Consider the following 17,340-nt stretch of genomic DNA (forward strand, 5'->3'; position numbering starts at 1 on the left):
CCATATATTTTTTCGCTGCCCACCATGCTGCTGATCCCCGCCATCGATCTCAAAGACGGGCGCTGCGTGCGCCTGCGCCAGGGTGACCTGGACGATGCAACGGTGTTCTCTGAAGACCCCGCCGCCATGGCCACACGCTGGCTCGACCAAGGCGCTCGCCGCCTGCATCTGGTCGACCTGAACGGCGCCGTCGCCGGCAAACCCAAGAACGAAGCCCCCATCAAGGCGATCCTGGACGCTGTCGGCGACGACATCCCCGTGCAGATCGGCGGCGGCATCCGCGACCTCGACACCATCGAACGCTACCTCGACGCCGGCATCTCCTACGTGATCATCGGCACGGCCGCGGTCAAGAATCCCGGCTTCCTGCAGGACGCCTGCGGCGCCTTCCCGGGCCAGATCATCGTCGGCCTGGACGCCCGCGACGGCAAGATCGCCACCGACGGCTGGAGCAAGCTGACCCGCCACGACGTGCTCGATCTGGCCAAGAAGTTCGAGGACTACGGCTGCGAAGCCATCATCTACACGGACATCGGCCGCGACGGCATGCTGTCCGGCGTCAACGTCGAAGCCACGGTCCGCCTGGCCCAGCACGTGCGCATCCCGGTCTACGCATCGGGCGGCATCGCCGGCATCCAGGACATCGAAGCTCTCTGCGCCGTCGAGGAAGACGGCGTCGAAGGCGCCATCCTGGGCCGCAGCATCTACGAAGGCACGCTCGACTTCCAAGCGGCGCAGGCACGCGCCGACGAACTGGCAAAATGACCACCTCCAGCAGCACCCCCGCGGCCGGCGCGCCCGTGCAAAGCGCGCTGACCCGCCGCATCATTCCCTGCCTTGACGTCACCGCGGGCCGCGTCGTCAAGGGCGTGAACTTCGTCAACCTGCTCGACGCGGGCGACCCCGTCGAGATCGCCCGCCGCTACAACGAACAGGGCGCCGACGAACTCACCTTCCTCGACATCACCGCCACCAGCGACGGCCGCGACCTGATCCTGCCCATCATCGAGCAGGTGGCCTCGCAGGTCTTCATTCCGCTGACGGTGGGCGGCGGCGTGCGCCAGGTGTCCGACATCCAGCGCCTGCTGAATGCCGGCGCCGACAAGATCAGCATCAACAGCGCCGCCGTGGCCAATCCGGAACTGGTCCGGGCCGCCTCGGACTACCACGGCTCGCAATGCGTGGTGGTGGCGATCGACGCGCGCCGCGTCTCGGCCGCGGGCGAACCCGCCCGCTGGGAAGTCTTCACCCACGGCGGCCGCAAGGCCACCGGGCTGGACGCCGTGGCCTGGGCGCGCCGCATGGCCGCCTACGGCGCCGGCGAAATCCTGCTGACCAGCATGGACCGTGACGGCACCAAGTCCGGTTTCGACCTGGAACTCACCCGCGCCGTCTCGGACGCCGTGCCCGTGCCCGTCATCGCCTCCGGCGGCGTGGGCAACCTGCAGCATCTGGCCGACGGCGTCACCACCGGCCGCGCCAGCGCGGTGCTGGCCGCCAGCATCTTCCACTTCGGCCAGCACACTGTGGGCGAGTGCAAGCACTTCATGGCTGAGCAGGGCATCCCGGTCCGGATGTAGCCCCCCCGAAGCGCCTGCGGCGCTTCCCCCCCAGGGGGGCGCCGCAGCGGACCGGCAGAGCCCGGCTCCGCGCGGCCCCGCTTGTGTGGCGCCTCGAATTGCATAGGCCGGATTGCTTGGCACGCATTGAAAAACCCAGCTCGGCTGGCCTGGATTGGGGATAGTCTGGATCAGTTTGGGAAGCCCCTCTCAGGCGTGCAACAAGGTATTGCCGTAAGATTATGAGTCCCCACGCGCCAGTGGCGGCCTGCAAGGCGCCGCGCGAGGACAACGGATGAATGAGATGAGCAACGAACCCGCCTGGATGGCCGATGTCGTCTTCGACGAAAACGGCCTGATACCCGCCATCGCGCAGGACGCCGAAAACGGCCAGATCCTGATGGTGGCCTGGATGAACCGCGAATCGCTCGCCGAAACGGCCGCCACCGGGCGCGCCGTTTACTGGTCGCGTTCCCGCCAGCGCCTCTGGCGCAAGGGCGAAGAATCCGGCCATGCCCAGGAAGTCCATGAACTGCGCCTGGACTGCGACGGCGACGTGATCCTGCTCAAGATCCACCAGCAAGGCGGCATCGCCTGCCATACCGGGCGCGCCAGCTGCTTCTACCGCCGCCTGGAAGGCCAGACCGACCAGGCATCCTGGATCACGGTGGACCCCGTGCTGAAAGACCCCGAACTGATCTACAAATGACCGCTCAAGCCGCAAGCGCCGCCGAAATCCTCGCGCGCATCGCCGATACCCTGGAAACCCGCCGTCCCGAAAACGGCGGCGATCCCCAAGCCTCCTATTCCGCCAAGCTGCTGGCCAAAGGCCCGGACGCCTTCCTCAAGAAGATCGGCGAAGAAGCCACCGAACTGGTCATGGCCGCCAAGGACGGCGTGCCCGACCGCATCGTCAGCGAAACCGCCGACCTGTGGTTCCATTGCCTGGTGGCCTTGACCCATTTCAAGCTTCGGCCCGAAGACGTACTGGCCGAACTGGCTCGCCGCGAGGGCCTGTCCGGCCTGGTGGAAAAGGCAAGCCGCCCGCAAGATTGAACACGGAACCCGGAAAAATGAGCGACAACTGTATTTTCTGCAAGATCGCCGCTGGCGACATCCCGTCCAAGAAAATCTACGAGGACGAGGACTTTGTTGCGTTCCACGACATTAATCCGGCCGCGCCGGTACATTTATTGCTGATCCCTCGACGTCATGTCACATCCATGCAGGATATTAAGGGGGAGGACGCAGAATGGTTGGGTAGAATGATGTCGTTAGCGCCGCGGTTAGCCGCTGAAAACGGTTGCAATCCGGGCCCTGATGGCGGATTTCGCATCATGATCAATTCTGGCGTCGAAGGCGGCCAGGAAGTCCCGCATCTGCATTTCCACATCATCGGCGGCTCGCGACCCTGGAAAGGGCGCGTGGCCCCCAACGCGTAATTCGGAGAAACATCATGGGTAGTTTCAGCATCTGGCATTGGTTGGTTGTCCTGGTCATCGTGGCGCTGATTTTCGGCACCAAGAAGCTGCGCAACATCGGCTCGGACCTCGGCGGCGCGGTCAAGGGCTTCAAGGAAGGCATGAAGGACGCCAACGGCGGCGACAAGCCGGCCGAACCGATCGCGCAACAACGCGTCTCCGGCGACACCATCGACGTGCAGGCCAAGGAAAAATCCAACTCCTGAGCGCCTGCTCGGCTCCCGGGCCGTCCTGAACAGGCCGGCCCTTATTGCATCCACTCCCGAGCGGCCGTCGAATGTTTGATGTCAGCTTCACTGAACTGATGGTGATCGGCGTCATCGCCCTGATCGTCATCGGCCCCGAACGCCTGCCCAAGGTTGCCCGCACCGTCGGCCACCTGCTCGGGCGCGCGCAGCGTTACGTCAATGACGTGAAATCCGATATCCAGCGCGAAATCGAGCTCGACGAACTGCGCAAGTTCAAGAGCGAAATGGAAGATGCCGCCCAGGGCGTGCAGAAGTCGCTGAACGAAACCCAGGCCTCGCTGCAGGAACCCGTCCAGCAGTTCCGCGCGGAACTCGACGAAGTCGCGCGCGAAGCCAACATCAAGGCCGAACTGGCCGTGGCCAGCGAAACGCCTGCCGAACCCGAGCGCAGCATCGCGCCGCCGCCCGGCCAGAACCACAGCCTGGACCTGGATCTGCCACCGGTGGCTGCGCCTGCGCCTGCCGCAACCCAACAACCCGCGCCCAGCGCGCCCAAGGCCGACGACGCTGCGCCCGCCGCCAAGCCCGTCGCGCCCTCCGGAACCCCGACGTGACCCAGGACGCCTCCCAAGAAGAAGGCCAGCAGGAGACCTTCATCTCCCACCTGGTCGAGCTGCGCACCCGCCTGCTGCGCGCCGCCGCCGCCGTGATCGGCATATTCATCGTGCTGTTCATCTACCCCGGCGCGTCGGCCATCTACGACGTGCTGGCCCAGCCGATGCTGGCTTCGCTGCCCGAAGGCACGCGCATGATCGCCACCGGCGTCATCACGCCGTTCATGGTGCCCGTCAAGGTCACGATGATGGCTGCGTTCATCCTGGCGCTGCCTGTGGTGCTGTACCAGGCCTGGGCCTTCGTAGCGCCCGGCCTGTACCGGCATGAAAAGCGCCTGGCGCTGCCGCTTATCGTTTCCAGCACTTTTCTGTTCATCGCGGGCATGGCGTTCTGCTATTTCGTGGTGTTCCGCACGGTGTTCCACTTCATCGCCACGTTCGCGCCGCAGTCCATTACGCCGGCGCCGGACATCGAGGCCTACCTGAGCTTCGTCATGACGATGTTCATGGCCTTCGGCATCACCTTCGAAGTGCCCGTGGCCGTGGTGCTGCTGGTGAAGATGGGCGTGGTCGAACTGTCCAAGCTGAAGGCAGCGCGCGGCTACGTGGTGGTGGGGGCCTTCATCATCGCCGCCGTGGTCACGCCGCCCGACGTGGTCAGCCAGTTCATGCTGGCAGTGCCTTTGTGCCTGCTGTATGAGGTCGGGCTGATCTGCGCCCGGCTGGTCACGCCCAAACCAGAAGCAGAGAGCGAGGCCGGTTCGGACTCGCTGACAGAACGCCACTGATCCCTTCGGACGGTCCTGCCCACAAAGCAGGACCGTTTCACCTTGTGGGCGGCCTGCGGCAACTCTACATTGCCCTTATGTCACTCGCCCAAAGACTGCATACCCTGATGCGCTGGCGCGGCATCAAAAGCCAGAACCAGCTGGCGCGAATTTCCGGCGTGCCGCAATCGTGCATCCATCGGATCCTCATGCGCGAAGACTGCTACTCGCCGTCTCGCGCCACCTTGCTGCGGCTGGCGCGGGCGCTGGACACCAGCGTGCCGTGGCTGACCGACGGCGTGGGGCCGGGTGGGGATACACCGCAAGACAGCGCATTCCCGCCGGACCATGCCCCGGACGGCTATTGCACGGAAATATGGGCGCTGCTGCGCACCCAATCCGAAAGCACCAAGAAAGCCATCCTGTCGGCGGTGCGCCTGATGGCCAAAGACCCCGCCGCGACCTGAGCTCCGTTCGCGGACCCGGCCCCGTCCTAGCGCGGCTTGCCCGGGCGCGTACCCACCACCACGGCCAGCTCGGCCGGCTTGCCGCTGCGCAATATTCCCAGCTTGGCGCTCTGGCCCGGCGGCAGCTGCGCGATCTCCGACAGCAGGCTGGCGGTATCCATCATCCGCTTGCCGTTGACCGACTGCACGATGTCGCCCACCCGCAGGCCGCCGCGCGCCGCCGGCCCGTCGCGCATCACGCCAGCGATGATCACGCCGGTGGTGTCGCGGTCCAGCCCAAAGGCGCGTGCCAGCTCCGGGGTGACGTCCTGCGGCTCCACGCCCAGCCAGCCGCGCTTGACCGCGCCGGTCTTGACGATCTCGTCCATGACCTTGCGCGCGATCTCGATGGGGGTGGCGAAGCCTATGCCCATCGACCCGCCTGATTCGGAATAAATGGCGGTGTTGATGCCCACCAGATTGCCGGCGGCGTCGACCAGCGCGCCGCCGGAATTGCCGGGGTTGATCGCCGCGTCGGTCTGAATGAAGTTCTCGTAGGTGTTCAGGCCCAGTCCGTTGCGGCCCAGCGCCGACACGATGCCCAGCGTGGTGGTCTGCCCCACACCGAACGGATTGCCGATGGCCAGCACCACGTCGCCCACGCGCAAGCCCCGGTCCGGCGCCAGCGTGGCAGCGGGCAGGGCGCGCAAGGTGGCCAGCTTCAGCACGGCCAGATCGGTGTCCGGATCCGCGCCCACCACTTTCGCGGTATCGCGGCGGCCGTCGGACAGCGCAACCTCGATCGCTTCCGCGGCCTGCACCACGTGGTAGTTGGTCAGCACGTAGCCGTCCTGGTTCACGATCACGCCGGACCCCAGGCTGGTCGAGGCCTGCCGCCGGGTCACGCCGGGCACCTGGCCAAAGAACTGGCGCAGCACCGGATCGTCGGGCAGCGGAATCAGCGGCACGTTAACGTGCTTGGTGGTGTATACGTTGACCACGGAAGGAGCCGCGCGGGCCACGCCCTCGGCATAGGACGCCGTGGCCTGGGTGCGCGCAGCGGGCGGTCTTGCGGCGGCCGCTGCGGACTGCGGCCCCGCCGCGGGTCCGGCCAGCCGCAGCAGGTCGGGCCGCAAGGTCGTCACGACGAATAGAATACCCAGGCAGACCGTGACGGCCTGAGCAAAGATCAGCCAATATCGGCGCATGATTCTGATAGGACTAGCTATGAGTAAAGTGGACTCCCACGTCCTGGCCAACTGGCTGGACGACACCCTGCAAGCGGCGCGCTTCAAGGACTATTGCCCCAACGGGCTGCAGGTGGAAGGCCGATCCGAAATCGCACACATTATCGCCGGAGTCACGGCCAGCGAAGCCCTGCTGCGCGTGGCGGTCGAGCGCGGCGCGGATGCGGTGCTGGTGCACCACGGCTGGCTCTGGCGCAACGAGGACCGCCGCGTCATCGGTACGCGCCGCGCGCGCATGGCCCTGGCCCTGAAAAACGACCTGAACCTGTACGCCTACCATCTGCCGCTGGACGCGCATCCTACGCTGGGCAACAACGCTCAGCTGGCGCGCGTGCTGGGCCTGACGCCCGCGCTGCGCGACGATGGCGCGCCGCAAACCTGTGGCCCCGACAACCTGGTCTGGCTGGGCGCCGCGCAAGGCGTGGCGACGCTGGGCCAGTTGGGCGAGCGCGTGGCCGAGCGCCTGGGCCGCCAGCCGCTGGTGGTGGGCGACCCGGACATGCCGCTGGCGCGCGTGGCCTGGTGCACGGGCGGCGCGCAAGGCATGCTGGGCGATGCGGCGGACGCAGGCGCCAGCGCCTACATCACGGGTGAGGTCTCCGAATCCACGGTGCACCTGGCGCGCGAAACCGGCGTGGGCTTCATCGCCGCAGGCCACCATGCCACCGAACGCTACGGCGCGCAGGCGCTGGGCCAGGCGGTCGCGGAACATTTCGGTATCAAGGTCGAGTTCGTCGACATCGACAACCCGGCATAACCAGCAGCGCCCCCAAAGACACGCCCCCGCAAGGGGGCGTTTTCATTGCACGGCGCGCTATGGCCGTGCGCGCCGCTCGCGCCCGAATCGGCAGGACTCGGCTAGGGGAAAACCAGAGGGCGCGATCAAGGCGGCGCCTGTGCGTCGCATCTGGTCAATCGCGGTTCTCTCCCTGTCAATTCCGCACCCAGTCCACAGCCCTAGCATTCCATGCAGCCGCCCGCTGCCGGCCCTTTCCGGCCGGGCCTCCTACACACGGAGCCATTGAATGCTGACCCTCTACGACCACCCGCGCTCCGGCAACTGCTACAAGGTGCGCCTCTTTCTTGCGCTCATCGGCCGGGACTACCAAAGCCGGTTCGTCGACGTGCTGGCCCGCAAGAACCAGACCGCGGAATTCGAGCGCGTCAGCGCCTTCCAGCAGATCCCCGCGCTGACCGATGGCGACACCGCCATCTGGGACAGCCACGCCATCCTGCTGCATCTGGCGCATCACTACGCCCCCGAATGGCTGGCGCCGCTGCCGCGCATCGGCGCCATGCATGCCTGGATGTCGGTATCCGCCAACGAGATCGCCAACAGCCTCCAGCCGCTGCGCCTGACACACGTCGTCAGCAACGCCGAAGCCGCGCACCACCTGGGCGTAAGCGAGGCCCTGCTCGACGTGCCTGGCATGCAGGCCCGCACCGACCGCGTGCTGCAACGCCTGGACCAGCGTCTTGCGAGCCACGCCTGGCTGGCGGGCGGCGATGCGCCGACCGTGGCCGACATTGCCTGCTACGGCTACCTGGCGCTGGCCGAGGAAGCCGCCGTCGACATCGACGCCTATCCCGCCATCGCGGCGTGGCGCAAGCGCATACAGCAGTTGCCGGGGTATGTGCCACCGGGTCCCTGAGGCCCGCGCACAACGCCAAAAACCACTATTACAAGACAAGAGGGAACGACATGGACGCCATCCAGGCCGCGCAGCCTATAGCCCAATCACACAAGAAACCGAATCTGTTCCGGGTCGCCGTTGCCACGGTCATCGGCACCGCCGTGGAAGCCTTCGACTTCCTCGCCTACGGTACCGCCGCGGCGCTGGTGTTCAACAAGATTTTCTTCCCGCAGTTCGATCCCGTGACCGGCACGCTGGCCGCCTTCGGAGCCTTCGCCAGCGGCATGCTGGCGCGGCCCATCGGCGGCATCCTCTTCGGCCATTTCGGCGACCGCATCGGCCGCAAGTCCATGCTGACTCTCAGCCTGCTGCTGATGGGCATATGCACGGTGCTCATCGGACTGCTGCCGACCTATGAACAGATCGGCATCTCGGCGGCGGTGCTGCTGGTGGCGCTGCGCATCGGCCAGGGGCTGTCGTTCGGCGGCGAAATGGGCGGCGCCATGCTGATGGCGGTCGAACACGCGCCGCCCAAATGGAAGGCATTCTTCGGCAGCCTGCCGCTGGTGGGCGCGCCTCTGGGCATCCTGCTGTCGGTCGGTTCCTTCGCGCTGGTGACGCGGCTGCCGGAAGAGGACTTCCTGTCCTGGGGCTGGCGCCTGCCGTTCCTGGCCAGCGCCGTGCTCATCGTCGTCGGCCTGTTCATCCGCCACGGCATCGACGAATCGCCTGAATTCGAAGAGGTCAAGCGCGAGAAGGCGCGCAACAGACAGTCCGTGCAAGACAAGATGCCCCTGGGTGAACTGCTGCGCGCGCACGGCAAATCGCTGCTGCTGTGCATAGGCTGCAAGATCGCCGAGGTCACGCTGATCTACACATTCCTGGTGTTCTCGGTTTCCTACGCGGTGTCCAAGCTCGGCTTCAGCCGCGCCGACGCGCTGCATGCCTTGCTCTACGGCGCCGGCGTGCTGATGTTCACCATTCCGCTGTTCGGCGTGCTGGCCGACCGCATCGGCGCGCGCCGCGTCTGTGGCTGGGGCGGCATGCTGCTGGGACTCATGGCCATTCCGATCTTTCTCGCGGTGGGCAGCGGTTCGTTGATGGCATACAGTCTCGCCGTCTTCGTCGCCATGGCCTTCAACTACGCGATCATGATCGCGCCGCAATCCAGCCTCTACAGCGCGCAGTTTCCCGCAGAGCTGCGCTATTCCGGATTGTCCATCGGGGTCCAGTTCTCGGCCGCCATCGGCGGCGGGCTGGCGCCGCTGATCTCGGCCACGCTGGTGCAGAAATTCGACAGCATTCTTCCCGTCGGCGTCTATCTGGCCTTCCTCGGCATCGTGGCCGGCACCTCGGCGTTTCTCATGAAGCCCACGCCGCAGGACCTGCGCCGCGCCTGACGCGCAGGCACGGCAAGAGCAGGCGGCGCGACGCTACGCGCCGCCGTTGCCGCTTCTGGCAGTCTTGCGGTACAAGGCCGGCGACATGCCGAAGCGTTCATGGAAGCGGCGGATGAAATGGCTCGCGTGCTGAAAGCCGCAAGAGGCCGCGATCTCCTTGACCTCGACATGCGCACGCCGCGGATCCTCCAGCGCTTCCCTGGCCAGCTGCAGACGGCGTTCACGCACGTAGCTGGTGTATTGCAGCGAGCGCATCTTGAACAAGCGGTGCACCCAGCGCGTGGTCACGCGCAGCACATCCGCCACCGCCTGCACCGACAGTTCCGGATCGGTGATGTGGGCATCGATGTAGCTGGCCAGCACCTGCCAATTATCGGCGGGCCCGCGCGCATCGCCCGGTATCTTCTCCAGCGCCTGGCTGGTGTAGATCGAAGCCAGCAGCGCCAACAGCGCCTGTTCGGCAAACAGCGACGACGTCGGGTTCGATTCCGCCTTGTCGAAGAACACATGATGCAGGCACCGATGGGCGGTCTGCACCATGGGCAGGACGGCCACGCCGCGCTGCGCGGTGAACTGCGACATCGCCAGGCTGTGCGCGCCCAACAGGCGCGACAGCGGCCCCTTGACCACCACAATGCGCGAATCGGTGTACATCCGGATTTCCGATGGCAGCGCGGTCGTGCGGAAGATGATGTCGCCGGGTTCCAGCGGCAGCGTCGCATCGTTCTGCACGATGACGCCGTGTCCGGCAATCACAAAGCTCGCCAGGAACTCCGCATGCTCCAGATCGGCCGCATGTTCCGCGCGGTGCTGCACGCTGATCGGCGTGGACTCCAGACTCACCACCAGCCCGCCCGCGCGCAGCCTGCAGGCCTGCAATAGCAGCCTGGGCGGTTCGGTCAGGGCCCTGAATTCGCCCGGCAGCACCAGCTTGTCCAGCTCGCGCTCGTAGCCTGCGATCTCCTGCGCATAGAAAGGGCGGAACTGGGGCGCAAAGTTCAGATCCGCCTCGGAACAGGCGGGCCGGGCGGATGGATTCACTGTCTGGCGGGCGCGTGGCATGCTCGGAACACTCAGTCGGGTCGGCCAACACTGGCCGAAAGGCGCCGGCCTTCCTGTCGCATTGAGTCAACCCTCGTTCGTGATCGGTCAATCGCTGGCGGCGGAGGCGGGCGTGTAATGGAGCCATTATCCCAAGGAGACCCCATGCTGGAAAAACAAGCCCATGCCGACGCCTTCTTTGCGCGCTCCGCGAACAAGCTCGACTTCGGGAACTGGAGCGAAGAAGAGAAGGTGGCCCTGAGCTGTCGCATTCTCGCCAGCGAAGGCCATTCGGAAACGCTGGCGGGCCAGATCACCGTACGCAAGGAAGACGGCACGTTCCTGACGACGCCCTTGGCCCAGGCCTTCGACGAGATCGTCCCGGCCTCGGTCATCCGCATCAACGACAACATGGAAGTGCTCGACGGCCCCGGCACGCCGAACCCTGCCGTGCGCTTTCACTTCTGGGTCTATCGCCAGCGTCCCGACGTGCAATGCATCATCCACACGCACCCGCCCCATGTCTCGACGCTGTCCATGACGGGCCAGCCGCTGGTCGTCGCGCACATGGACGCGACGCCGTTCCACAACGACTGTGCTCATCTGAAGGAATGGCCCGGCCTGCCCATCGCCGACCAGGAAGGCGAGATCATCTCGGCGGCGCTGGGCGCCAAGCGCAGCATCCTGCTGGCCAACCATGGCTTTCTGGCGGCCGGCTCATGCATCGAGGAAGCGCTGTACCTGTCGGTGCTGATCGAACGCGCCGCCCGCAATCAGCTGCAGGCGGCCGCCGCCTATGGCGAGGTGAAACCGGTGGACGATGCGCTGGCCGCCGAATCGCACGACTTCCTGCTCAAGCCCAGCATCGTGCGCGCAAGCTTCGCCATGTTCGCTCGGCGCGTCGAACGGCAAATGGCTGCGGAACGGGACTAGGGGAAGAAAACAGGCAGCGGATCGTTCAGCGGGGGCCGGCGTGCGCCGGCGGGAACGTCCGCCAGCCGCCGCCCGGATCCGCGTCTGCGTGGATTCCGGGCCTGCGGCAGCATCGGATCAGGGCTTTTTGAGCAGATCGCGGATTTCGCGCAGCAGCGCCACGTCTTCGGGCGTCGCAGCGGGCGCCGGCGCTTCCTCGGCCTTGGTGCGGGCCTTGTAGATGGCCTTGACCATCCAGAAGATCACGAACGCCAGCAACACGAAGTTGATGATGATCGTGACGAAATTACCCCACGCAAAAACGTTGGCGCCAGCCTTGGTCAGGTCGGCGTAGGTCATGGGGCCGTTGTAGCCGGCCGGCATCGACAGAACCAGGAACTTGTTCGAAAAATCGACCGAGCCTCCGAGGATGAAGTTGACCAACGGCATGACGATGTCCTTGACCAGCGAATCGACGATCTTGCCGAACGCCGCGCCGATGATGACACCGACCGCCAGGTCCACTGCGTTGCCTTTGACAGCGAAATCTCGGAATTCTTTGACGAAACCAGTCGCTTTGCTCATAAAAGCACTCCCTTCGTGATACGCCCGTGAGTGGGCTGGCGCTATAATACGCGGTTGCTATGTTGTTACAAATTCCCGCGAACCCGATGCCGCAGAAGTGATGCTACTCGTAGAGCGGGCGCATCAACAAGGATAGGAAGATGAGTCAGGATACGCTGGTGCACGATGATGACGGTGCGGTTGATCCCAACCTGCCACCTGATCCTTCGCGACGTTTCTGGGTTACCACCGCCTGTGCTGTGGGTGGCGTAGCAGGTGTCGCAACGGCAGTGCCGCTTGTGAGCACGTTTTCTCCCTCCGAAAAGGCCCGCGCTGCCGGGGCTCCCGTTGAAGTGGACGTCGGCGACATTCCCGTCGGCACCATGAAGACGGTTGAATGGCGCGGAAAACCGGTCTGGATCATCCACCGGTCGCCTGAACAACTCGCTGGTCTCAAGACCCAGGACGCCTTGCTGGCCGATCCTGATTCCAAGCGCCCCGGCTTCACGCCCAAATACGCCGAAAACGAAGGCCGCTCGCGCAAGCCCGAGCTCTTCGTCTGCGTCGGCATCTGTACCCACCTCGGCTGCTCGCCCACGTCCCACTTCGAGAAAGGCGGCAGTCTGGGCGCCGACTGGCAGGGCGGATTCCTCTGTCCTTGCCACGGCTCCACGTTCGATCTGGCCGGCCGTGTCTACAAGAACAAGCCCGCTCCCGACAACCTCGAAGTCCCGCCGTACCAATATCTCACCGACACCCGCATCATCGTGGGCGTCGATGAAGACAACAAGGCCTGACGCGCGCGTCGCGCTTTTTTCCCGAATTACGTAAGTAAAACAAATACGCCACGTATTAGAGAAGGAGCCGTTACATGGCTGGCGAGAAAACCGTCGAGACGACAGGCCTGTTGGGCTGGCTGGACCGGCGCTTCCCGGTGACCTCCACCTGGAAAGCCCATCTGTCCGAGTACTACGCACCGAAGAACTTCAACTTCTGGTACTTCTTTGGCTCACTGGCCCTGCTGGTGCTGGTGCTGCAGATCGTGACCGGCATCTTCCTGGTCATGCACTACAAGCCGGACGCCGAACGCGCGTTCCAGTCCGTCGAATACATCATGCGCGAAGTCCCGTGGGGCTGGCTGGTGCGCTACATGCACTCCACCGGCGCGTCGATGTTCTTCGTCGTCGTGTACCTGCACATGCTGCGCGGGCTGCTTTACGGTTCCTACCGCAAGCCGCGCGAACTCGTGTGGATCTTCGGCGTCGCGATCTTCCTCTGTCTGATGGCGGAAGCCTTCTTCGGCTATCTGCTGCCCTGGGGCCAGATGTCCTACTGGGGCGCGCAGGTGATCGTGAACCTGTTCGCAGCCATTCCCTTCATCGGCCCTGAGCTGTCCATCTGGATCCGCGGCGACTACGTCGTGTCGGATGCCACGCTGAACCGCTTCTTCGCCTTCCACGTCATCGCCATCCCGCTGGTGCTGGTGGGCCTGGTCGCGGCCCACCTGGTGGCGCTGCACGAAGTCGGCTCGAACAACCCGGACGGCATCGAGATCAAGCAAGGCCCGAAGGACAAGTACGGCCGCCCGAAGGACGGCATCCCGTTCCACCCGTTCTACTCGGTCCACGACCTGATGGGCGTGGCCGGCTTCCTGCTCGTGTTCGCGTTCATCGTGTTCTTCGCGCCGGAAATGGGCGGCTACTTCCTCGAGTTCAACAACTTCATCCCTGCTGACTCGCTGAAGACGCCTCCGCACATCGCGCCGGTCTGGTACTTCACGCCGTTCTACTCGATGCTGCGCGCCACCACCGACGAGTTCACCTGGGTGCTGGCGGGCGCTTCCGTGCTGGGCGCCATCGCGCTGCTCGTCAAGAGCAACCTGAAGGGCTTCATGCGCATCGCCGTCCCCGGCATCCTGATCGTCGTGGCCGTGCTGCTGCGCGTGATCGACGCCAAGTTCTGGGGCGTGGTCGCCATGGGCGGCACGGTCGTCATCCTGTTCTTCCTGCCGTGGCTGGACCATTCCCCGGTCAAGTCGATCCGCTACCGCCCGACCTGGCACAAGTGGATCTACGGCATCTTCATGGTCAACTTCCTGGTGCTCGGCTACATCGGTACGCAGCCGCCCAGTCCGCCGTTGAACATCACGTCGCAAATCGGCACGCTGCTGTACCTGGCATTCTTCTTCCTGATGCCGGTATGGAGCCGCCTGGGCACTTTCAAGAAGGTGCCCGACCGCGTCACGTTCCACGCCCACTGAGCCCACCAGATAACGGATTAACCATGATCAAGAAGCTGATTGGTGCCGTGGCCTTGATGCTCACGTGTACCGCCACCCTTGCCGCCGGAGGCGGCTACCCCCTGGACAAGGCCCCGTACCGCGTCAACGACATGTCGTCGCTGCAGAACGGAGCCAAGCTGTTCGTCAACTACTGCCTGAACTGCCATAGCGCGTCCTCGATGCGCTACAACAAGCTCAAGGACATCGGGCTGACCGACCAGCAGATCAAGGAAAGCCTGCTGTTCACCGGCGAGAAGGTCGGCGACATGATGAACGTCGCCATGACCCCGAAGGACGCCAAGCAGTGGTTCGGCACGACGCCCCCGGACTTGTCCGTGATCGCGCGCGCCAAATCCGTGAACGCCGGCCCCTCGGGCGCCGACTACATCTACACCTACCTGCGCACCTTCTACCGCGACACGGCGCGTCCCACGGGCTGGAACAATCTGGTCTTCCCGTCGGTGGGCATGCCCCACGCGCTCTGGGAAGTGCAGGGTCCGCGCGAACTCACGACCGTCGCCATGCACGAGGTCGAAGGCAAGGCGGGCGCCCCCAAAACCTGGGAACGCGTCACCACGGTGTACGATGCACAGGGTTTTTCCACGGTCAAGGCCGAACCGGTAGCCAACTACCACGGCCATGCCACCTTCGATGCCAAATTCAAGGCCGCTAACCCGGCCCAAGTCGCAACATACGACAACGACGTCGCCGACCTGACTGCGTTCATGTCCTGGATGGCCGAACCCGTCCAGACATTCCGCGTCCGTCTCGGCGTCGGTGTCATGTTGTTCCTGCTGCTGTTCTTCCTGGTTACCTGGCGCCTCAACGCCTCGTACTGGAAACACGTGCGCTAACCGCAACGCCCCGCCAGGTTTTTATCCGTCCCTGATTGCAAATAGGGACGGCATCGGCGGATAGGGCTGTACGCCTATCCCGCCTGGCAATTGGGGCCAGCGCCTGCTAGATTAAGGCGCTGGCCTTTCGTTTTTCAATAAAGGACTTACCGCCATGATGGTGCTCTATTCCGGAACCACGTGTCCGTTTTCGCAACGCTGCCGCTTCGTGTTGTTCGAAAAAGGCATGGATTTCGAGATCCGCGACATCGACCTGTACAACAAGCCCGAAGACATCTCGGTGATGAATCCGTACGGTCAAGTGCCCATTCTGGTCGAACGCGACCTGGTCCTGTACGAGTCGAACATCATCAACGAGTACATCGACGAGCGCTTCCCGCATCCCCAGCTGATGCCCGCCGACCCGGTCATGCGCGCCCGCACCCGCCTGTTCCTCTACAACTTCGAGAAGGAACTGTTCGTCCACGTCTCGACGCTGGAAGACCGCAGCGCCAAGCCCGACGAAAAGAAGCTGGCCAACGCCCGCCAGAACATCCGCGACCGCCTGGCCCAGCTGGCCCCCATGCTGCTGAAGAACAAGTACATGCTGGGCGAGGAATTCTCCATGCTCGACGTGGCCGTGGCTCCGCTGCTGTGGCGCCTGGACCACTACGGCATCGAACTGCCCAAGAACGCGGCTCCGCTGCAAAAGTACGCCGAACGCATCTTCTCGCGTCCGGCCTACATCGAAGCGCTGACGCCTTCGGAAAAAGTGATGCGTCGCTAAGGCTGTTGCGTGATGGGTGAAACTTCGACCAAACCGTACCTGATCCGCGCGCTGCACGAATGGTGCACCGATAACGGCTATACGCCCTACATCACCGTGCAGGTCGACGAGCACACCATGGTGCCCGTCGCCCATGTGCGCGACGGCCAGATCACGCTGAACGTGGGCACGCTGGCCACCAACCGCCTGGTGCTGGGCAACGAATTCATCGAATTCCAGGCCCGCTTCAGCGGCGTGACCGAAAACGTCTACGTTCCCGTGGGCGCCGTCAGCGCCATCTATGCGCGCGAAACCGGCGCCGGCATGGGCTTCGAAGTGCAGCCCTACGAACCGCCGGAAGCTGGCGCCCAGGGCGCGACGGCCACCGTCGCGCCCGAGGGCTCCGACGCCGACGCCGCCCCCGGCGACGACGGCGGAGACGACGACGAACCCAAGCGTCCGCGCCTGACCATCGTCAAATAAGGCATCCCCGCAAGGTCTGCATTTTTTTCATTACAATGCAGCCCTTCGCGTGCCCCAGGCACGCAGCGCCGGTGTAGCTCAGTTGGTAGAGCAGCTCACTTGTAATGAGAAGGTCGAGGGTTCGATTCCTTTCACCGGCACCAGATTCCAGATGCAGATCCGTCCTGAGACGATCTCAAAAACCCGCTCCGGCTATGACGGCGCGGGTTTTTTATTGCCTGCGTCATGAACGGAAAGCGTGAGGCCAAGCCAGCCCATTGCGCTTTGTCCTATTTACGCTGTCCCGAGCCCCGAAAACCGGCCTTTCCGCGAAATCGCTGCCTACAATCGCGCCAAGTTCTGGCCTCAGGAGGCGCGGTTCCCCATGCAGACAAATCATCTCCCCGGCGTGCGGCAAAAACGCCTCTGGCAAAAGAGGTGGCCTAGAGAAGTCCTGTTCAATGGCCCGCCACTCCTCGTCGCCGGTACCGCTGCGGTGAAGAGCTGGCGCGAACCGCTGTTTGAACCCTGGATGTTCGGTCTGACGGCCGCCACGAGCGTCTGGCTGATTCTGGCAGCCCTGGTTCGCGTGGCTGCTGCACGCGCCGACGACGAGATGGATGGACCGGCCGCCGTCCACGAAGGTCTCGATGCAGCGGTCTCCACCATGCACACCATGCTTGCCGAATGGTGCGACAAGCGCAATTGTGGAACCGACCTGCGCACCACCTTCCACCGGGTCGTGCCTCCCGTTCATGAACCGCAGGAAATCGAGCAAATCATCAACTACGCGGGCGCTGGCGGCGAGGGTGCAGGACGAACCTTTCCCGTGCACACCGGCATCGCGGGCAGAGCTGTCCGCAGCAAGACACCGCTGGTGATGTCCAGCCAACACAGAACGGAAGATCAACTCCGCTCGGCACTAGTGCTTGAATGGGGGTATACCGCGGCCCAGGCCCGCCGTCTTGGACCCGGCCGCTATTCGGCTATGGCGGTGCCCGTCCTGGACCGTTCAGGCCAGCATCCCATAGGCGTGATCTACCTGGACTCGAGCGACCATGCGCTTTTCGAACGCAACGACGTTGCGGAAATCGTAGGCGCCGGCGCCAAAGCGATCAGCGACTTCGTCAGCAAAAGGTATTGAT

Annotated in this window: 22 protein-coding genes and 1 tRNA gene; 20 read left to right on the forward strand and 3 right to left on the reverse strand. The window is 64.5% G+C overall.

From position 1 onward, the window contains the following. Window positions 1-24 precede the first annotated feature (24 nt). The 9 genes from hisA to HV793_RS06370 all read left to right on the forward strand — a co-directional run bounded on the left by hisA (window position 25) and on the right by HV793_RS06370 (window position 5,076). Window positions 25-765 carry a 1-(5-phosphoribosyl)-5-[(5-phosphoribosylamino)methylideneamino]imidazole-4-carboxamide isomerase gene (gene hisA, locus HV793_RS06330; RefSeq protein WP_054455505.1) on the forward strand — a complete coding sequence of 247 codons (741 nt, stop codon included), beginning with the start codon at window positions 25-27 and terminating at the stop codon, window positions 763-765. Next, the gene (gene hisF / locus HV793_RS06335; RefSeq protein ID WP_119449858.1) at window positions 762-1,580 is read left to right on the forward strand and encodes an imidazole glycerol phosphate synthase subunit HisF; all 819 of its coding nucleotides are present in this window, start codon (window positions 762-764) and stop codon (window positions 1,578-1,580) included. The genes hisA and hisF overlap by 4 nt, the downstream gene beginning before the upstream one ends. A gap of 283 nt (window positions 1,581-1,863) precedes the next feature. After that, on the forward strand, window positions 1,864-2,268 hold the full coding sequence (gene hisI, locus HV793_RS06340) for a phosphoribosyl-AMP cyclohydrolase (RefSeq protein WP_054455509.1): 405 nt from the start codon (window positions 1,864-1,866) through the stop codon (window positions 2,266-2,268). Beyond that, entirely contained in the window at window positions 2,265-2,615 is a 351-nt protein-coding gene (locus HV793_RS06345) for a phosphoribosyl-ATP diphosphatase (RefSeq protein ID WP_054455510.1), read from the forward strand. The genes hisI and HV793_RS06345 overlap by 4 nt, the downstream gene beginning before the upstream one ends. Before the next feature lie 17 nt (window positions 2,616-2,632). Further along, window positions 2,633-3,001: a histidine triad nucleotide-binding protein gene (locus tag HV793_RS06350; RefSeq protein WP_054455512.1), complete on the forward strand. Its 369-nt coding sequence runs from the start codon at window positions 2,633-2,635 to the stop codon at window positions 2,999-3,001. A 14-nt stretch (window positions 3,002-3,015) separates the two neighbouring features. Then, the gene (tatA, locus tag HV793_RS06355) at window positions 3,016-3,246 is read left to right on the forward strand and encodes a Sec-independent protein translocase subunit TatA (RefSeq protein ID WP_054455514.1); all 231 of its coding nucleotides are present in this window, start codon (window positions 3,016-3,018) and stop codon (window positions 3,244-3,246) included. Window positions 3,247-3,317: 71 nt separating this feature from the next. After that, complete coding sequence (gene tatB, locus HV793_RS06360; RefSeq protein ID WP_175212850.1) at window positions 3,318-3,842, forward strand: Sec-independent protein translocase protein TatB; 525 nt, start codon at window positions 3,318-3,320, stop codon at window positions 3,840-3,842. Then, window positions 3,839-4,630 carry a twin-arginine translocase subunit TatC gene (tatC, locus tag HV793_RS06365; RefSeq protein ID WP_054455518.1) on the forward strand — a complete coding sequence of 264 codons (792 nt, stop codon included), beginning with the start codon at window positions 3,839-3,841 and terminating at the stop codon, window positions 4,628-4,630. The genes tatB and tatC overlap by 4 nt, the downstream gene beginning before the upstream one ends. A gap of 77 nt (window positions 4,631-4,707) precedes the next feature. Further along, window positions 4,708-5,076, forward strand: coding sequence for a helix-turn-helix domain-containing protein (locus HV793_RS06370; RefSeq protein ID WP_054455520.1), 369 nt, complete (start codon window positions 4,708-4,710; stop codon window positions 5,074-5,076). 26 nt (window positions 5,077-5,102) lie between these two features. On the opposite strand, the gene HV793_RS06375 is transcribed toward HV793_RS06370, so the two are convergent. Then, window positions 5,103-6,263: a trypsin-like peptidase domain-containing protein gene (locus HV793_RS06375; protein WP_054455522.1), complete on the reverse strand. Its 1,161-nt coding sequence runs from the start codon at window positions 6,261-6,263 to the stop codon at window positions 5,103-5,105. A 19-nt stretch (window positions 6,264-6,282) separates the two neighbouring features. On the opposite strand from HV793_RS06375, the gene HV793_RS06380 reads away from it, so the two are divergent. The 3 genes from HV793_RS06380 (at window position 6,283) to HV793_RS06390 (ending at window position 9,336) form a co-directional block, all read left to right on the forward strand. Then, window positions 6,283-7,059 (forward strand): Nif3-like dinuclear metal center hexameric protein, encoded by a 777-nt coding sequence (locus HV793_RS06380; RefSeq protein WP_054455525.1) that lies wholly within the window; start codon window positions 6,283-6,285, stop codon window positions 7,057-7,059. 268 nt (window positions 7,060-7,327) lie between these two features. Beyond that, window positions 7,328-7,954: a glutathione S-transferase family protein gene (locus HV793_RS06385; RefSeq protein WP_175212851.1), complete on the forward strand. Its 627-nt coding sequence runs from the start codon at window positions 7,328-7,330 to the stop codon at window positions 7,952-7,954. A 50-nt stretch (window positions 7,955-8,004) separates the two neighbouring features. Further along, window positions 8,005-9,336 (forward strand): MFS transporter, encoded by a 1,332-nt coding sequence (locus HV793_RS06390; RefSeq protein ID WP_054455528.1) that lies wholly within the window; start codon window positions 8,005-8,007, stop codon window positions 9,334-9,336. A gap of 33 nt (window positions 9,337-9,369) precedes the next feature. Here HV793_RS06390 and HV793_RS06395 read toward each other — a convergent pair whose 3' ends face one another. Further along, window positions 9,370-10,398, reverse strand: a complete 1,029-nt coding sequence (locus tag HV793_RS06395; RefSeq protein WP_054455530.1) for an AraC family transcriptional regulator — start codon at window positions 10,396-10,398, stop codon at window positions 9,370-9,372. 144 nt (window positions 10,399-10,542) lie between these two features. Between HV793_RS06395 and HV793_RS06400 the strand changes: the two genes are divergently transcribed. Beyond that, window positions 10,543-11,310, forward strand: a complete 768-nt coding sequence (locus tag HV793_RS06400; protein ID WP_054455532.1) for an aldolase — start codon at window positions 10,543-10,545, stop codon at window positions 11,308-11,310. A 117-nt stretch (window positions 11,311-11,427) separates the two neighbouring features. On the opposite strand, the gene mscL is transcribed toward HV793_RS06400, so the two are convergent. Further along, entirely contained in the window at window positions 11,428-11,874 is a 447-nt protein-coding gene (mscL, locus tag HV793_RS06405) for a large conductance mechanosensitive channel protein MscL (RefSeq protein WP_042795720.1), read from the reverse strand. 140 nt (window positions 11,875-12,014) lie between these two features. Here mscL and petA point away from each other — a divergent pair, with 140 nt between their 5' ends. The 7 genes from petA to HV793_RS06440 all read left to right on the forward strand — a co-directional run bounded on the left by petA (window position 12,015) and on the right by HV793_RS06440 (window position 17,339). Further along, window positions 12,015-12,650, forward strand: a complete 636-nt coding sequence (gene petA / locus HV793_RS06410) for a ubiquinol-cytochrome c reductase iron-sulfur subunit (protein ID WP_054455534.1) — start codon at window positions 12,015-12,017, stop codon at window positions 12,648-12,650. A 74-nt stretch (window positions 12,651-12,724) separates the two neighbouring features. Then, window positions 12,725-14,113: a cytochrome b gene (locus HV793_RS06415; RefSeq protein WP_054455536.1), complete on the forward strand. Its 1,389-nt coding sequence runs from the start codon at window positions 12,725-12,727 to the stop codon at window positions 14,111-14,113. A 23-nt stretch (window positions 14,114-14,136) separates the two neighbouring features. Continuing rightward, a complete protein-coding gene (locus HV793_RS06420) occupies window positions 14,137-14,988 on the forward strand; it encodes a cytochrome c1 (protein WP_054455538.1) in 852 nt (283 codons plus the stop codon). Window positions 14,989-15,142: 154 nt separating this feature from the next. Further along, window positions 15,143-15,754 carry a glutathione S-transferase N-terminal domain-containing protein gene (locus tag HV793_RS06425; RefSeq protein ID WP_006388039.1) on the forward strand — a complete coding sequence of 204 codons (612 nt, stop codon included), beginning with the start codon at window positions 15,143-15,145 and terminating at the stop codon, window positions 15,752-15,754. A 12-nt stretch (window positions 15,755-15,766) separates the two neighbouring features. Then, window positions 15,767-16,216, forward strand: coding sequence for a ClpXP protease specificity-enhancing factor (locus HV793_RS06430; protein WP_175212852.1), 450 nt, complete (start codon window positions 15,767-15,769; stop codon window positions 16,214-16,216). A gap of 67 nt (window positions 16,217-16,283) precedes the next feature. After that, window positions 16,284-16,359 (forward strand) — tRNA-Thr (locus tag HV793_RS06435). Window positions 16,360-16,580: 221 nt separating this feature from the next. Next, entirely contained in the window at window positions 16,581-17,339 is a 759-nt protein-coding gene (locus HV793_RS06440; protein ID WP_054455542.1) for a GAF domain-containing protein, read from the forward strand. Window position 17,340: the final 1 nt, after the last annotated feature.

The sequence above is a fragment of the Achromobacter aegrifaciens genome (genome assembly GCF_902859965.1).
GTDB lineage: Bacteria > Pseudomonadota > Gammaproteobacteria > Burkholderiales > Burkholderiaceae_B > Achromobacter > Achromobacter aegrifaciens.

Bases quoted from the DNA above. Each gene is read 5' to 3' on its own strand.
- hisA (WP_054455505.1), top strand. From the start codon at position 25: ATGCTGCTGATCCCCGCCATCGATCTCAAAGACGGGCGCTGCGTGCGC.
- hisF (WP_119449858.1), top strand. From the start codon at position 762: ATGACCACCTCCAGCAGCACCCCCGCGGCCGGCGCGCCCGTGCAAAGC.
- hisI (WP_054455509.1), top strand. From the start codon at position 1,864: ATGAGCAACGAACCCGCCTGGATGGCCGATGTCGTCTTCGACGAAAAC.
- HV793_RS06345 (WP_054455510.1), top strand. From the start codon at position 2,265: ATGACCGCTCAAGCCGCAAGCGCCGCCGAAATCCTCGCGCGCATCGCC.
- HV793_RS06350 (WP_054455512.1), top strand. From the start codon at position 2,633: ATGAGCGACAACTGTATTTTCTGCAAGATCGCCGCTGGCGACATCCCG.
- tatA (WP_054455514.1), top strand. From the start codon at position 3,016: ATGGGTAGTTTCAGCATCTGGCATTGGTTGGTTGTCCTGGTCATCGTG.
- tatB (WP_175212850.1), top strand. From the start codon at position 3,318: ATGTTTGATGTCAGCTTCACTGAACTGATGGTGATCGGCGTCATCGCC.
- HV793_RS06370 (WP_054455520.1), top strand. From the start codon at position 4,708: ATGTCACTCGCCCAAAGACTGCATACCCTGATGCGCTGGCGCGGCATC.
- HV793_RS06375 (WP_054455522.1), bottom strand. From the start codon at position 6,263: ATGCGCCGATATTGGCTGATCTTTGCTCAGGCCGTCACGGTCTGCCTG.
- HV793_RS06380 (WP_054455525.1), top strand. From the start codon at position 6,283: ATGAGTAAAGTGGACTCCCACGTCCTGGCCAACTGGCTGGACGACACC.
- HV793_RS06385 (WP_175212851.1), top strand. From the start codon at position 7,328: ATGCTGACCCTCTACGACCACCCGCGCTCCGGCAACTGCTACAAGGTG.
- HV793_RS06390 (WP_054455528.1), top strand. From the start codon at position 8,005: ATGGACGCCATCCAGGCCGCGCAGCCTATAGCCCAATCACACAAGAAA.
- HV793_RS06395 (WP_054455530.1), bottom strand. From the start codon at position 10,398: ATGCCACGCGCCCGCCAGACAGTGAATCCATCCGCCCGGCCCGCCTGT.
- HV793_RS06400 (WP_054455532.1), top strand. From the start codon at position 10,543: ATGCTGGAAAAACAAGCCCATGCCGACGCCTTCTTTGCGCGCTCCGCG.
- mscL (WP_042795720.1), bottom strand. From the start codon at position 11,874: ATGAGCAAAGCGACTGGTTTCGTCAAAGAATTCCGAGATTTCGCTGTC.
- petA (WP_054455534.1), top strand. From the start codon at position 12,015: ATGAGTCAGGATACGCTGGTGCACGATGATGACGGTGCGGTTGATCCC.
- HV793_RS06415 (WP_054455536.1), top strand. From the start codon at position 12,725: ATGGCTGGCGAGAAAACCGTCGAGACGACAGGCCTGTTGGGCTGGCTG.
- HV793_RS06420 (WP_054455538.1), top strand. From the start codon at position 14,137: ATGATCAAGAAGCTGATTGGTGCCGTGGCCTTGATGCTCACGTGTACC.
- HV793_RS06425 (WP_006388039.1), top strand. From the start codon at position 15,143: ATGATGGTGCTCTATTCCGGAACCACGTGTCCGTTTTCGCAACGCTGC.
- HV793_RS06430 (WP_175212852.1), top strand. From the start codon at position 15,767: ATGGGTGAAACTTCGACCAAACCGTACCTGATCCGCGCGCTGCACGAA.
- HV793_RS06440 (WP_054455542.1), top strand. From the start codon at position 16,581: ATGCAGACAAATCATCTCCCCGGCGTGCGGCAAAAACGCCTCTGGCAA.